This window comes from Micromonospora sp. MP36 (assembly GCF_008119785.1).
GTDB lineage: Bacteria > Actinomycetota > Actinomycetes > Mycobacteriales > Micromonosporaceae > Micromonospora.
Window position 1 is genome coordinate 1 of record NZ_VSFA01000147.1, and the last position, 14193, is coordinate 14193.

15 protein-coding genes are annotated in these 14193 nt (G+C 70.2%); 12 read left to right on the forward strand and 3 right to left on the reverse strand.

Annotated elements, in window-relative coordinates; all coding sequences use genetic code 11:
* Positions 1 to 867, forward strand: an 867-nt coding sequence (locus tag FXF52_RS42170) for a hypothetical protein (RefSeq protein WP_222870898.1), incomplete at its 5' end; no start/stop codon positions are given.
* A 108-nt stretch (positions 868 to 975) separates the two neighbouring features.
* Here FXF52_RS42170 and FXF52_RS37695 read toward each other — a convergent pair.
* Positions 976 to 1428 (reverse strand): ArsI/CadI family heavy metal resistance metalloenzyme, encoded by a 453-nt coding sequence (locus FXF52_RS37695; protein ID WP_148804457.1) that lies wholly within the window; start codon positions 1426 to 1428, stop codon positions 976 to 978.
* 17 nt (positions 1429 to 1445) lie between these two features.
* Positions 1446 to 1595: a hypothetical protein gene (locus FXF52_RS42175; protein ID WP_187413951.1), complete on the reverse strand. Its 150-nt coding sequence runs from the start codon at positions 1593 to 1595 to the stop codon at positions 1446 to 1448.
* A 78-nt stretch (positions 1596 to 1673) separates the two neighbouring features.
* Here FXF52_RS42175 and FXF52_RS37700 point away from each other — a divergent pair, with 78 nt between their 5' ends.
* The 5 genes from FXF52_RS37700 to mptB all read left to right on the forward strand — a co-directional run bounded on the left by FXF52_RS37700 (position 1674) and on the right by mptB (position 7226).
* Positions 1674 to 2048 (forward strand): helix-turn-helix transcriptional regulator, encoded by a 375-nt coding sequence (locus FXF52_RS37700; protein WP_148804458.1) that lies wholly within the window; start codon positions 1674 to 1676, stop codon positions 2046 to 2048.
* Positions 2045 to 2782, forward strand: coding sequence for an MIP/aquaporin family protein (locus FXF52_RS37705; protein ID WP_148804459.1), 738 nt, complete (start codon positions 2045 to 2047; stop codon positions 2780 to 2782). Before FXF52_RS37700 ends, FXF52_RS37705 begins: the two co-directional genes overlap by 4 nt.
* Positions 2779 to 3186 (forward strand): arsenate reductase ArsC, encoded by a 408-nt coding sequence (locus FXF52_RS37710; protein WP_148804460.1) that lies wholly within the window; start codon positions 2779 to 2781, stop codon positions 3184 to 3186. Before FXF52_RS37705 ends, FXF52_RS37710 begins: the two co-directional genes overlap by 4 nt.
* A 91-nt stretch (positions 3187 to 3277) precedes the next feature.
* Entirely contained in the window at positions 3278 to 5110 is a 1833-nt protein-coding gene (locus FXF52_RS37715) for a glycoside hydrolase family 15 protein (protein WP_148804461.1), read from the forward strand.
* 364 nt (positions 5111 to 5474) lie between these two features.
* The gene (mptB, locus tag FXF52_RS37720) at positions 5475 to 7226 is read left to right on the forward strand and encodes a polyprenol phosphomannose-dependent alpha 1,6 mannosyltransferase MptB (RefSeq protein WP_187413952.1); all 1752 of its coding nucleotides are present in this window, start codon (positions 5475 to 5477) and stop codon (positions 7224 to 7226) included.
* Here mptB and FXF52_RS37725 read toward each other — a convergent pair.
* A complete protein-coding gene (locus FXF52_RS37725; protein ID WP_148804463.1) occupies positions 7111 to 7677 on the reverse strand; it encodes a hypothetical protein in 567 nt (188 codons plus the stop codon). The two genes, mptB and FXF52_RS37725, sit on opposite strands and share 116 nt — an antisense overlap.
* 420 nt (positions 7678 to 8097) lie before the next feature.
* Between FXF52_RS37725 and FXF52_RS37730 the strand changes: the two genes are divergently transcribed.
* The 6 genes from FXF52_RS37730 (at position 8098) to FXF52_RS37755 (ending at position 14008) form a co-directional block, all read left to right on the forward strand.
* Positions 8098 to 9039, forward strand: coding sequence for a permease (locus FXF52_RS37730; protein ID WP_187413953.1), 942 nt, complete (start codon positions 8098 to 8100; stop codon positions 9037 to 9039).
* A complete protein-coding gene (locus FXF52_RS37735; protein ID WP_148804464.1) occupies positions 9036 to 9749 on the forward strand; it encodes a TIGR03943 family protein in 714 nt (237 codons plus the stop codon). The genes FXF52_RS37730 and FXF52_RS37735 overlap by 4 nt, the downstream gene beginning before the upstream one ends.
* 99 nt (positions 9750 to 9848) lie before the next feature.
* Positions 9849 to 10661: an SAM-dependent methyltransferase gene (locus tag FXF52_RS37740; RefSeq protein ID WP_255472788.1), complete on the forward strand. Its 813-nt coding sequence runs from the start codon at positions 9849 to 9851 to the stop codon at positions 10659 to 10661.
* 134 nt (positions 10662 to 10795) lie between these two features.
* A complete protein-coding gene (locus FXF52_RS37745) occupies positions 10796 to 11758 on the forward strand; it encodes a carbohydrate ABC transporter permease (protein WP_148804466.1) in 963 nt (320 codons plus the stop codon).
* Positions 11755 to 12585, forward strand: a complete 831-nt coding sequence (locus FXF52_RS37750) for a carbohydrate ABC transporter permease (protein WP_148804467.1) — start codon at positions 11755 to 11757, stop codon at positions 12583 to 12585. The genes FXF52_RS37745 and FXF52_RS37750 overlap by 4 nt, the downstream gene beginning before the upstream one ends.
* 19 nt (positions 12586 to 12604) lie before the next feature.
* The gene (locus FXF52_RS37755; RefSeq protein ID WP_148804468.1) at positions 12605 to 14008 is read left to right on the forward strand and encodes an ABC transporter substrate-binding protein; all 1404 of its coding nucleotides are present in this window, start codon (positions 12605 to 12607) and stop codon (positions 14006 to 14008) included.
* The last annotated feature ends 185 nt before the right edge of the window (positions 14009 to 14193 follow it).

Sequence of the window (14193 nt, forward strand, 5' to 3'; positions counted from 1 at the left end):
CGCGACATCCGGCAGTTGGCGATCTTGCTGGCCTTCGGCGCAGTGATCCTGATCTGTCGCACGAACGTACGCGGCGTCCTCGCCGGCGCGATCGCCACGGTCGGCTGGCTCGCTGTGGACCTGTGGCTGGACCGCATGGACGTGGCGGGTGGCGCCACCGCAGCGTGGCTCGCCGTCGGTGGGGTCGCCCTGTTCTCGACGGCCGCCGTCGTCGCTGCCCGGGTCTCGAAGGGTCAGGTCGGGACGGCGCTGGCCCGGCAGCTGTCCGCTGGCGTCGCCGCGGTGCTCGCCGTGGCCACGATGGTGGTCACCACCCCGTGGGACGAGCCGGTCACCGACCCCGATCAGGTACGGATCGAGAACGCGCTGTCGATGCTCAAGGCGGGGTTGGTGGTGATGTTCGTCGCCGTCGTCCTGGGGCTCGTCGCGGTTCAGCTCACCTTCCTCCGTGCCCGACGGGTGGTCGCCTTCGTCGTGGTGGCCGCGCTAGCTGCCTGGCTTGCGACCGGCAACCACGGATCTCTCACCGCTGTCGGCCTGATCGGCATGCCGGTGGCGGCAGCGCTCGCTGTCGTCGCGGTCCGGGAGGTCTCCCTGATTCGGCTGCTTCCCGTCGCGGTCGCCTGTTGTGTGGTGCTGCTTCCCGCGGCCGTGATTCTCTACCTGGCCGGTTCAGCGGTCGGCACCGCGATGACCTCTCTGGCCGGCAATCCACCGGTCAACTCTGCCGACACTGATCTCTCGATTGCCGTCTCCGGCCTGCTCCTCGGCCTGTTGCTGGCATCGGTCAGCCATGTGATGACCCGGCCCGCGCACGGTTCCGACAGCCTGGAGCGCGACTCCGGCCCCGTGTTGAAGCGAGCCTGAAGCGATGCGGCCGGTGGGACGCAGCCTCGACGCGTCCGTAGGTCACGAGGCCACCGCGGACGTGTGCGCCCGATGGCCAACTGCCGCTGGGCGCGCACGTTCCACCGTTCAGCAGCAGCTTGCCGCGGCTCCGCTGGTGGCCGGTTCCTTGTCGGAAGTGCAGCATGGGCTCTCGGTGGCCTTCTCCAGCTGGGCGGAGTCGGCCTTGACGGTGTAGACCTCCCAGGGCTCGTTGCCGGGGCCGCGTACCCAGACCTTGTCCTGGAGGGCGTAGCAGCACTCGGTGTTGTTCTCTTCCAGAGTGATCAGCCCGGCGTCGGTGAGGCGCTGGGTGGCGGCGTTGACCTCGTCGCTGCTGAACACTTCGACGCCCAGGTGGTCCATGACGGTGGGCTGGCCGGCCTCGCCTTCGAGCAGGACAAGCTTCAGCGGTGGGTTCTCGATGGCGAAGTTGGCGTAGCCGGGGCGACGCTTGGCCGGCTCGACGCCGAACAGCTTCGAGTAGAAGGCGACGGAGCCTTCGAGGTCGGATACGCGCAGGGCGAACTGGACACGGGACATGACTACCTCCTGACGGTTCAGCGGATGTGGTGGTCGATCAGAGCAGTGGTGCGGGTGCGCTCGTAGCGGGCATCGGCCCGGCAAGCCGCGGTGCATACCTGCCCGCACGACTCGCAGAACGTCACGCCCTGGACGTCGACGTGACGACGGCGGAACAGCTTGATCATCGCTTCGGTCCTTGCCTAGATGTTTTTCGAAGCAGGACCCACGTTGCACCCTGTTTTGAAATCTGTCAACCTAGAGACATGTCGAAACAAGCGCTGCCGGTGGTGGACCTCAACGCCGTCGCCTGCTGCTCCCCGATCGCGGCCAGCCCGATGGACGCCGATCAGGCGGCGGCGATCGCGCCGATGTTCAAGGCCCTGGGCGACCCGGTCCGGCTGCGGCTGATGTCGATGATCGCCTCGGTGCCGGAGATCTGCGTCTGCGACCTCACTCCGGCGTTCGACCTGTCCGGACCGACCATCTCCCACCACCTCAAGCTGCTGCGCGAGGCTGGCCTGGTCGACTTCGAGCGCAGGGGCACCTGGGTCTGGTACCGGGTCAGGCCGGAAGCGTTCCGTCAGCTCGGCGCGCTGCTGGAGATCTCCGCTGCACCGGCCGCCGGTGGCACCGCGTGAGCCTCGCCCTGCCCCGGCGGGCGTCGGCAGAGTTCGCCGGCAGCGCCCTGTTGGTCGCCGCCGTGGTCGGCTCCGGGATCGCCGCCGCCCGGTTGTCCCCCGCCGACGTCGGACTCCAGCTCCTGGAAAACGCGATCGCCACCGCCCTCGCGCTGGGCGCGCTGATCTTGACCTTCGGCCCGGTCTCGGGCGCGCATTTCAACCCTGTCGTCTCTGCCGTCGACTGGTGGCTCGGCCGCCGCGCCGGCACCGGCCTGTCCGGACGGGATCTCGCCGCCTACACCGCAGCCCAGATCGGCGGCGCGATCACCGGAGCGGTCCTGGCCGACCTCATGTTCGGGCTGCCCGCCCTCACCTGGTCGCGCACCGACCGCATCGGGGGGAACCTGTGGCTGGCCGAGGTGGTCGCCACCGCAGGCCTGGTCCTCCTGGTCTTCGCCCTTGCTCGCAGCGGCCGTACCTCCGCCGCCCCGGCCGCCGTGGGCGCCTACATCGGGGCGGCGTACTGGTTCACCTCGTCCACCTCGTTCGCCAACCCCGCCGTCACCATCGGCCGGGCGTTCACCGACACCTTCGCCGGCATCGCCCCCACGTCGGTGCCCGGCTTCGTGGCCGCCCAACTCGTCGGCGGCCTGGTCGCCGTCGCCGCACTCGCCGCCTGGTACCCCCACGCCGAAGGTGCCGCAGACGCAGTCGTCATGCCCCAACTCCGCCAGGAGCGCGAAGTTCGATGAGCCACAAGCCCAGCGTTCTGTTCGTCTGCGTCCACAACGCCGGCCGCTCCCAGATGGCGGCCGGCTGGCTCCGCCACCTCGCCGGCGACACCGTCGAGGTCCGCTCCGCCGGCTCCGAACCGGCCGAGCAGATCAACCCGGTCGCCGTCGAAGCCATGCGCGAAGTCGGCATCGACCTCACGGGGGCGGCCCCGGCCCGACTCACCTGGGACGCGGCCGAAGCCAGCGACATCATCGTCACGATGGGCTGCGGTGACGCCTGCCCCGTCTTCCCCGGAAAACGCTATGAAGACTGGAAACTCATCGACCCCGCCGGACAAGGCCTCGACGTCGTCCGCCAGGTACGCGACGACATCAAGGCACGAGTCCTGATCCTGCTCGCCAGTTTTGCGAGCAGCCGGTAGCTCCGACGGGGTAACCGTCGCCGTTCGCGGCCCCGCGTGCACCCCGGGCGTCTACCGTCCGATCGGAGGCAGGCGACGTGGGGAGGGCGGCGTGGACAAGTACCCCGCCATCGAGGACCACGGCCTCATCGGTGACCTCCAGACGGCCGCCCTGGTGACGTGTGACGGCTCCATCGACTGGTTCTGCGCGCCGCGCTTCGACTCACCCAGCGTCTTCGCCGCCCTGCTGGACCGGACGAAGGGTGGCTACTTCCGCATCGCCCCGGACGGCGTCCGGTACGTCACCAAACAGCTCTACCAGCCCGACACGCCGATCCTGATCACCCGCTTCATCAGCGCGGACGGGGTCGCGGAGATCATCGACTACATGCCGGTCGCCGGTGAGCGGCCCACCGAACAGCATCGCCTGGTACGCATGGTCCGCATGATCCGGGGCAGCATGCACTTCAGGCTGGAGTGCCGGCCCCGGTTCAACTACGGCCGGGACCGTCACAGCCTGGAGGTGCACCCCGAGGGCTACGTCTTCCGCAGCCCGTCGCTGAGCCTGACGCTCAATCCGGTCCGTCCGGTCCCGCGGCTGCTTCGCGAGCGGGAGGTCGCCACCGACAGCCACGACCTGGTCGGCCGGGTCACGCTGCAGGAGGGCGAGACCGGCGGCGTCGTCCTGGAGACGGCCTCCGTCCGGCCGCCGCGCGTGGTCCCGGCGGAGGAGGTCGCGGCGATGTTCGAGCAGAACATCGAATACTGGCGCCGCTGGCTCGACCGCTCCCGGTACGGTGGGCGCTGGCGGGAGATGGTGGAACGGTCCGCGATGACCCTCAAGCTCATGACGTACGCGCCGACCGGCGCGATGATCGCCGCCCCGACCGCCGCCCTGCCCGAGCAGATCGGCGGCACCCGCAACTGGGACTACCGCTACACCTGGATCCGGGACACATCCTTCTCGGTGCACGCCCTGCTGGGGCTCGGCTTCACCAACGAGGCCAGCCGGTACGTGGAGTGGCTCGACGAGCGCGTCCGCGAGGCTGGCGACAACGACGCCCCGCTGAAGATCATGTACCGCGTCGACGGCTCATCCGACCTGCACGAGGAGATCCTCGACCACTTCGAGGGCTACCGTGGCTCCGGCCCGGTCCGGATCGGCAACGGCGCGGCCGAACAGTTGCAACTCGACATCCACGGCGAGGCCCTCTACGCGATGCACCTCGCCGACGAGCAGGGCATCCGGCCGTCGCACCAGGTCTGGCGCAGCACCGTCCGGCTCGTCGACTGGCTCTGCCACAACTGGGACCAGCCCGACGCAGGCATCTGGGAGAGCCGCCACCACCCCCGCAACTACACCTACAGCCGCCTGATGTCCTGGGTCGCCTTCGACCGGGCGATCCGTCTGGCCAACCGCCACGGCCGGCCGGGGGACGTGACCCACTGGGCCCAACAGCGCGACGCCATCTACAACCAGATCATGGAGCGCGGCTATCACCTGGGCCGCCGCTCCTTCATCCAGAGCTACGGCGAGCCCGTCCTCGACGCGGCGCTGCTCATCATGCCGGCGGTCGGCTTCGTCACCCCCACCGATCCGCTGTGGCAGTCGACCCTGCGGGCCATCGAGGAGGACCTTGTCTCCGACAGCCTGGTCCACCGGTACGACCCGGCCACCGCACCCGACGGCCTCCCCGGCGACGAGGGCACCTTCAACATGTGCACCTTCTGGTACGTCGCCGCGCTCGCCGGTGCCGGCCGGCTCGACGACGCCCGCCTCACCTTCGAGAAGATGTTCACCTTCAGCAGCAACCTTCGCCTCTACGCCGAGGAGATCGCCCTCACCGGTGAACAGATCGGCAACTTCCCCCAGGCGTTCAGCCACCTCGCCCTGATCACCACCGCGCTGCAGCTCAACGAACTCCTCGACAACCGCCAGCGGTGACCCCCGGCTGAACGCCTGGGCGGGAAAGTCGGATGATTTCCAAACCGATCAGTACCGGTCGGACCGGACGGGACGGGAAGACAGCGGACAAAGGCGTACCTTCGCTTCGCCTCTGCCCCGGGGGCTGCCCGCCCGACGGCGCGGAGCCACAAATTGCACCGGAACCCAGTGAACGTGAGTGTGCATCGCATTAGATTCAGTCCGGGGTGCAGCCGTTCCTGCTGAGACGGCGAGTGACCGCGGCGAGGGCTGCACGTGGGGGGATGGCAGTCGCGGATCGCCTTCGACGGCGATCGCTGCCCGGGCGAATGGTTGCTGATTGCTGATGATGTTGCGTAGCGCCACGACAGAGTGCAACGGCCTGGTGTCCGCACGGCCCCTGAGGTACCGCCTGGCCGCTCTCCGCACGCTCGGCGTGGCGGGTTCGCTGGTGACGGTGGTGGGCGGTTTGCTGGCGGGCGTACGGCCCGTCGGCGAGGTGGCCGTTGACCTGCCGATCGTCCACCAGGTGCGCGCGTCGACGGCACTGTCGGTGGCCGTGGTCTACGTCGGGCTCACGCTGCTGCTGCTCGCGTGGTGGCGGGTGGGCCGGCAGGTTCGCTCCGGTGACATTTCCTGCCGCAGCCTGGCGACCACAGCGGCATGGTGGGCAGGCCCCTTCGCCCTCACCATCCCGATCTTCAGCGGCGACGTCCACAGCTATCTCGCCCAGGGGGCGATGACCCGGGCCGGACTGGACGCCTATCAGGTCGGGCCGGCCGCGTTGGGTGGCCCCCTCACGGTGAACGTGCCCGCCATCTGGCAGCACACTCCGGCACCGTACGGTCCGGTCTTCCTCAACCTCGCCGGTGGGGTGACCGAGATGACCGGGGGTGGGGTGTGGGTCGGCATCCTCGGGATGCGGCTGCTGGCCCTGCTCGGGGTGGCCCTGCTGGTGTGGTCGGTGCCCCGACTGGCCCGCTTCTGCGGGGTGCGCCCGGCGGCGGCGATGTGGCTGGGCGTGCTCAACCCCCTCGTGCTCCTCCATCTGATCGGCGATGCCCACAACGAGGCGGTGATGCTGGGCCTGATGTGCGTCGGCCTGGTCATGGCACTGCGGCGTCGACCGGCGGTCGGGGTCGTGCTGCTCACCCTCGCCACGCTCGTCAAGGCGCCGGCGGCGCTGGCGATCGCCTTCGTGGTGCCCATCTGGGCGCAGCAGCTGGCGGGCAGCCGGCCACGGCTGCGGGCCGCGGCGCGGACCGGCGCGGTCGCCGGCGTCACGGCGCTGTCGGTCACGGCGCTGGCCGGGATGAGTTTCGGCTGGGTGCAGGCCCTGGGTACGCCCACCCACGCGCGCACCTGGATGTCCATCACCACCGACCTGGGCTGGGCCGTGGGCACGGTGCTGCACCACCTGACGGGGGTGGGCGTGGAACAGACGAGGCACGCTGTCTGGTTGGTGGGTCTCGTCGTCGCCGCGGGGTTGTGCCTGTCGCTGTGGCGGCGCAGCGAGCGGATCGGACCGGTCACCGCCCTCGGTCTGTCTCTCGCGGTGCTCGTCATCGCCGGCCCGGTGGTGCACCCGTGGTATCTGCTGTGGGCGATCGTGCCGCTCGCGGCAGCGGCTGGCACCGCGATCCGTCGGGTGGTCACGGGTGGTTCGGTGGCCCTCGTCCTGCTGGTCCTGCCGGGGGGCGTCCAGCCCGGCCTGGCCGCGCTCGTCGGCGCGCTGGCGGGAACGGTGCCCGTCCTTGTCGTGACGGCGGCGTTCCGCCGCCTGCGGCGCGGGCGCGGGTCTGCTTCGCCGGTGGCTGAGCCGGTCGGCTCGCCCGCTCGACCGGCGCTCAGGGCCGGTCGGGTGCTTGGACGCCCTCGTGGTGGTCGACGGCTTGTCGCGCCGTCAGCGCTGCTCGCCTTCTCCGGCGGTGCTGATCAGCCGGCGCCCGCCCGCCCATTCGGGCCGGCCGGGGTCGATGCGCCGTCCGCCGCCGGACAGCGCCTCGCCCTGGGCGGTGTGGTCAGCACGCGGCGCGGTAGTCGCCCGCCGTGGCGCGCCGCAGCTCCACTCGCAGCGGCGGGTCCGGGGGTCTGTCACTGCTGGTGGTCGAGCGGGCCACACCGTCGGCATCGATGACGGTGATCTCGGTGTCAGCCCTGATCAGGTCGCCGTCCCACTCCCCGTCGAGTCGGTTGAGAAACCGGCCGGGCCCCTCCCGCACCGGACGGATCTTCAACGAGAAGCGGGTGCCGCGGAAGTTCAGCGGATCGCCCCACACGTCGTAGGTCGTGTGCTGGGTGGCGCCGCAGACCTTGGCCTCGCCGTCGATGTCGGGGCAGTTCTGGCAGCGGTTCGGTGGGTCGCCCTTCAGGTGAAGCACGACGCGCCGGTTGTCACCGGGTGCCACCGTCACCTCGCCCTGCCAGTAGCCGGTCAGGCCGGGCCGCCCGGGCACCGTCACCCAGGGGTTGAGCAGCCAGTGCGACCCGTAGATGAGGCCGAAGCCGACGACGAGCACGCCGATCAACCCCACGATCGGAAGGAGCCTTCGCTTCCGCCGTCGCCGTGACGGTTCCTCGATGACCATCGCCGCCTCCTCCGGGCCGCCTCACCGTACCCGTCGGGCGCGTCGGGAAAGGACGGCCGTTCGGCCGTCGGCGCATCGGTCGTCGTGCTCGGCCTCGCCGGACGCGCCGGGCCGCGGATCACCGTCGGGCAGCTCACCCCGGCACCTGGTCACCGTCGGGTTGGCCGCGCCGTGCCTGTTCCGCACGTGCGTCCACACGCGCACCGACCGGGGAAGGCCCACCATGGCGGGATCGAGCACCGCCATCGCGGACTCTGCGTCACACTGTGGTGACTCTACGATCCCGTCGTCGACTCGAAGAGGGTGGCCGTACTGAGCGCAACCGACCCCGCCGACCTCGTCGCGCCACCGTCCGCACCACCCCCGCCGGCGTCACCGGCGCCGGTCACCGCACCCGCGTCACCCCGACGCGACCGGGCGATCGGTTCGCTCGAGGTGCTGTGCGTGCTGCTCATCCTCGTCGGTGTCCTGCACCGGCAGGTCGGCGGGGTGGTGGCCGATCCGCGGTTGCAGACCTGGCTGACGGTGTTCGTGTCGGTGCTGGTGCAGGCGGTCCCGTTTCTCGTGTTCGGGGTGGTGTTGTCGGCCGTGATCGCGGTGTTCGTGCCGCGCTCGTTCTGGGCCCGGGCGCTGCCCCGGCATCCGGCGTTGGCGGTCCCGATCGCTGGTGTGGCCGGGGTCGTGCTGCCCGGTTGCGAGTGCGGCTCGGTGCCGATCGCGGGGTCGTTGATCCGGCGTGGCGTCACGCCTGCCGCGGCGCTGGCGTTCCTGCTCGCCGCGCCGGCGATCAACCCGATCGTGCTGACCGCCACCGCGGTGGCGTTCCCCCGCAACCCGGAGATGGTCGCCGCCCGCGGCGGCGCGAGTCTGGTCGTGGCGCTGCTGATGGGCTGGCTGTGGCTGCGGCTGGGCCGGGCCGAGTGGATCCGCCTGCCGCACCGGGCGCACCTCGACGGGCTGCCCCGGATGGCAGCGTTCTGGGCGGCCTGCCGGCACGACATCGTCCACGCCGGCGGGTTCCTCGTGGTCGGCGCGATGGCCGCGGCGACCATCAACGTGGCCGTACCGCAGCAGTTCCTGCACGACCTGGCGGCCCGTCCGGTGCTGTCGGTGCTGGCGCTGGCGGCGCTGGCCGTGCTGCTGTCGATCTGCTCGGAGGCGGACGCGTTCGTCGCCGCGTCGCTGTCCCAGTTCTCGCTGACCGCGCGTCTGGCGTTCCTCGTGGTCGGCCCGATGGTCGACCTGAAACTCGTGTCCATGCAGGCCGGCATCTTCGGCCGGCGGTTCGCCGCCCGGTTCGCCCCGGCCACCTTCGCCCTCGCCGTGCTCGTCGCGGCCGCAGTCGGGACGGTGATCTGGTGAACCGGGCCGCCCAGGCCGTGGTGATGGTCTTCCTCGGTGGCGCGATCGTGCGCGCCAGCGTCACCGACCTGTACCTCCGCTACGTCAAGCAGGGACTGCGGCCCTTTCTCGTCGCCGCAGGCGTCCTGCTGGTCGTCGCCGCCGTGATGGCGCTGACACAGGAGATCCGCGACCGTCACCGGCCCACCGCAAGGGAGGACGACGAGCACAGTCACTCGGGACCGGCGGTCGGCTGGTTGCTGCTGCTGCCGGCGCTCGCGCTCCTGTTCGTCGTGCCACCTGCCCTCGGCGCCGACACTGCCGCCCGCGCCGGCTCCGCCCTCACCGACAACCAGGACGTCGCCTACCCGCCCCTGCCACCCGGCGACCCGGCCCGGCTCACCCTCCTCGACTACGGCTACCGGGCGGTCTACGACCAGGGCCGGACGCTGCGCGACCGCCAGATCCAGCTCACCGGCTTTTTGGCCCCCGGCCCCGACGGCCAACCCATGCTCGCCCGGATCGTGCTGTCCTGCTGCGCCGCCGACGGCATCCCCATCAAGATCGGGCTGCGCGGCGAGGTGCCCCACCTGCCGGCGGACACCTGGGTGCGGGCCACCGGCCGATGGATCCCCCACACCGCCAAGGACCCGGTCAACGACTCCGACATCCCGTACTTCCAACTGGATACCTGGCAGCAGATCACACCACCCGCAGAACCCTACGAATAGCCGCTGCCAGGGCACGCCCGAGCCAGGCCACGCTACGCTGTGCCGAACTCGCGAATCGTCCTCAGTGGGAGGTTGCTCGTGCGGCACGGTGACGAGGCAGTGGCAGATCAGCACCAGCCGGCGTCCGCCGGCATCGACGCCTCGATACCGCACTCGGCGCGGATCTACGACTACTGGCTCGGCGGCAAGGACAACTTCGCCGCCGACCGGGCGGTGGCGGAGGCCCTGGTCGCCGCGATCCCCACGATCCGGTCCATGGCGGCCGAGAACCGTCGCTTCGTGCACCGGGTGGCGCGCTACCTCGTCGGGCAGGCGGGCGTGCGGCAGTTCCTCGACATCGGCACCGGCATCCCGACCAGGCCCAACCTGCACGAGGTCGCCCAGCAGATCGCCCCGGAGACCCGGGTGGTCTACGTCGACAACGACCCGATCGTGCTGGTGCACGCGCGCGCCCTCATGGTCAGCACCGACGAGGGGCGCAGTGAATACATCCACGCCGACCTGCGCGAGCCGGAGAAGATCCTGCAGGACCCGGCCCTGACCGGCACGCTCGATCTCGACCAGCCGGTCGCGCTGACCCTGATCGCGATCCTCATGCTGCTCAAGGACGCCGACGACCCGTGGGGAAAGGTGCGGGTGCTGATGGACATGCTGCCGTCGGGCAGCTATGTGGCCATCACCCACCCCACTGGGGACTTCGACCCGGAGGCGATGGCCGCAGCGGTCGCCTCCGCCAGTCACGGCGGCATGACCCTCGTCCCGCGCAGCCGGGACGAGGTCGCGCGTTTCTTCGATGGGTGGGAGCTGGTCGAACCGGGGATCGTCCCGGTGCTGGCCTGGCAACCCGACGACGGGGCGCCGAGCGACCCGCACGCCGCCTACTACTGGGCCGGAGTCGCCCGCAAGCCGTGACGGCTCGGCGGGTCTGCCGCCCGTGCCCGCGATCATCCCCTGCGGACGGTGCAGCACGAACTGAAGAAAATTTCCGGCGGCGAATCGCGGGCGTAAGGATTTCTCCTGATCGATGTCGTTGATAATGTGCTGCCGTGCCTCCCCCGCCGACCGTCACCGCACCACCGGCCGAGCGCGCCCCTACCAAGCCCGGTAACTCCGGCGGACGGCGGCGGCAGCGCCTTCGCCTCCGCGAGGCCGGTCTCGGCTGGCTGCTGCTGCTGCCGTCGGTCGTGGTCTTCGCCCTGTTCGTGTTCTGGCCGCTCGGGCGGACCCTGTACCTGTCCGTATACGGGAACGACATCTTCGGCGCCCCGTCGGCGTACGTCGGGGCGGCGCACTACCAGGAGATGCTGTCCGCGGAGTTCGGCCGGGTCCTGGCCACGACCGCGCTGTTCACCCTCTTCTCGGTGCTGCCGGCCGTCGCCGGCGCGCTGGTTGTGGTGCTGCTGCTGGAGGCACGCATCCGTGGTGTACGGGTGCTGCGCACCGCGTTCGCGTTGCCGTTCGCGTTCTCGGTGGCGACCGCCTCGGTCGTCTTCGCGGTCATCTACAACCCCGCGATCGGGGTGGCCAACGGCCTGCTCGGCGCGTTCGGGATCGACCGGGTCAACTGGCTGACCGACCCCTCGATCGCGCTGCCCGCCGTCTGCGCGGCGACGGTGTGGATGAACTTCGGCTACAACGTCCTCGTGCTCTCCGCCGGCGTGGCGGCCATCCCACCCGAGGTCGTCGAGGCCGCCCGGCTGGACGGCGCGACCGGCTGGCGGCTGGCGTCCCGGATCACCGTGCCGCTGCTCTCCCCGCAGCTGTTCTTCCTCGTCGTGGTCTCCACGATCCACGCCCTGCAGAGCTTCGGGCAGATCCACATCCTGACCAAGGGCGGACCGGACCAGGCCACCACCACCCTGGTCTACTCGATCTACGAGAAGGCGTTCGCCTTCGGCTCGGCGGACTTCGGCGCGGCCAGCGCGCAGGCCGTCGTACTCCTGGTCATCATGCTGGCCTGCACGGCCGTGCAGTTCGGCATCCTCGAACGGCGGGTCCACTACCGATGAGGAAACCCTCCCTCGGCCAGGTCGCCGTCTACGTCGTGCTCGGCGTGGCCGCGATCCCGGTCCTGTTCCCCGTCTACTACGGCTTCGTCGGCGCCGTGATGGGCCCCGGCGACCTGGCGACCTACCCGCCCGCGCTGGTGCCGAGCGAACTGCACTGGCAGAACCTCACCGACGTGTTCCGGTCGGTGCCGCTCGGCCGCTTCTATCTCAACTCCGCGATCCAGGCCGGGATCATCACCCTGGCCCAGGTGATCACCAGCATCGTCGCCGCGTACGCGTTCGCGTTCCTCCGCCTGCCGGCCAGGGCGGCCACGTTCGGCCTGTTCCTCGCCACCCTGATGGTGCCGTGGGAGTCGATCATCATCCCCAACTACCTGACGGTCTCCGGTTGGGGACTGGCCCGCGGCGGGCTGACCTACCTCGGCCTGGTGCTGCCCTTCCTCGCCTCGGCGTTCGGCACGTTCCTGCTGCGCCAGGCCTTCCTGCAGTTCCCCAGCGAACTGCGGGACGCCGCGGTGATCGACGGCTGCGGCCACTGGCGGCTGTTGTGGCGGGTCCTCGTGCCGCTGTCCAAGCCGTCCATCGCGGCGGTCGGCGTGTACGTCTTCCTCTCGGCCTGGAACCAGTACTTCTGGCCGCTGATCCTGATCCGGGACACCGAGTTCCAGACGCTGCAGATCGGCATCTCGCAGCTCAACGACGCGGAGGCCGCCCAGCCAGGTCTGATCCTCGCCGGCGTGGCGCTGTCCCTGCTCCCCACGCTGGCCGTCGTGATCCTGGGTCAGCGCTACATCGTCCGCGGGCTCACCGCCGGCGCGCTGCGTTGAACCGACAGAAGGAGAGCGCATGACCAAACTTCGGCTCCGCCGAACCATGACGGCATTCGTCGCCCTGGTGGCCGTCGCGGCGATGGGCGCGTGCGGCGGCTCGGGATCCGATGCCGGCGGCGACGCGCTCGACGCGCCCGGCGCCGAGGTGCTCGAGAAGGCCTCGGGCAAGACCACCATCGAGTTCTGGCACTCGATGAAGGGGGCGAACGCCGAGGCGGTCGACCAACTGGTCGCCGACTTCAACGCCCAGAGCGGGGGCAAGGTCGAGGTCAAGGCGGTCTTCCAGGGCAGCTACGACGAGACGATCGCCAAGTACAAGGCGTCGGTCCAGCAGAAGAGCACGCCGGCGCTGGTGCAGATCTATGACATCGGCACCCGCTTCATGGTCGACTCGAAGCAGGTCGTGCCGATGTACAAGTTCGCCGAGAAGGACTCGTTCAACACGGCCGACATCGAGCCGAACATCGCCAACTACTACTCCATCGACGGCAAGCTGTGGTCGATGCCGTTCAACTCCTCCACTCCCCTGCTGTATCTGAACAAGGAGGCGTTCGAGCGGGCCCGGCTCGACCCGACGAAGCCGCCGCGGACCCTCACCGAGATCGGCGAGCTGGCGAAGAAGCTGACCGTCAAGGACGCCGGCGGCAAGACCATCCAGTACGGCTTCGGCGCCGCGATCTACGGCTGGCTGCTGGAGCAGCTGCTCGCCACCGACGGCAAGGAATACTGCGACCACGGCAACGGCCGGGCGGGCCTGGCCTCGAAGGTGCAGTTCGACCAGGAGTCCGCGGTACGCGTCGCGCAGTGGTGGGCGGACCTGGTGAAGGGCGGCTACGCGACCAACACCGGGCGCAAGACCGACGACGCTCAGGCCGCGTTCAAGGCGGGTACGGTCGCCATGCACCTGGAGTCGACCAGTGTGCTGCGCGGTTACGTGGACGCGGCGAAGGGTAAGTTCACCGTGCTCACCGCCCCGTACCCAAAGTTGGACAGCTCGTCGGCGGGGGGACCGATCATCGGCGGGGCTTCGCTGTGGATCGGCGGCGTCGGTCACAGCGCGCAGCAGAAGCGGGCCGCCTGGGAGTTCGTGAAGTTCGCGTCCAGCCCGGCCGCGCAGGCCAAGTGGCACACCGGCACCGGCTACGTGCCGATCAACTCCAAGGCGCTGGACGAGCAGATCGACAAGGACTGGATGGCGAAGTTCCCCCAGTTCCGTACCGCCGTGGATCAGCTGCACGCGCTGCCCCCGTCGGTCGCGTCGGCCGGCTGCCTGCTCGGTGTGATGCCGCAGGCGCGCAAGGCGTCGGAGGACGGCCTGGAGGCCGCGATCGTCGGTAGCAAGCCGGCGGAGCAGGCCATGAAGGATGCCGCCGCGAGCGTCCAGGGTGCCATCGACGGTTACAACAAGTCGGTCGGCTGATCGTCGAACCTGTCCGGCGACGATGCGGGCCAGCTCCGTGGGGGGCGGGGCCGCACCTGTCACCCCGTGACCCGGGGGAGCCCCCCGGGCGGGGAGCCCCCTCCCGCGTGTTTCGGGTTCAGCTGGTGAACTTGAAGTAGGCGCGGGACTGGAATCCGTTGTCGAGGGTCAGGACGAACTCACCG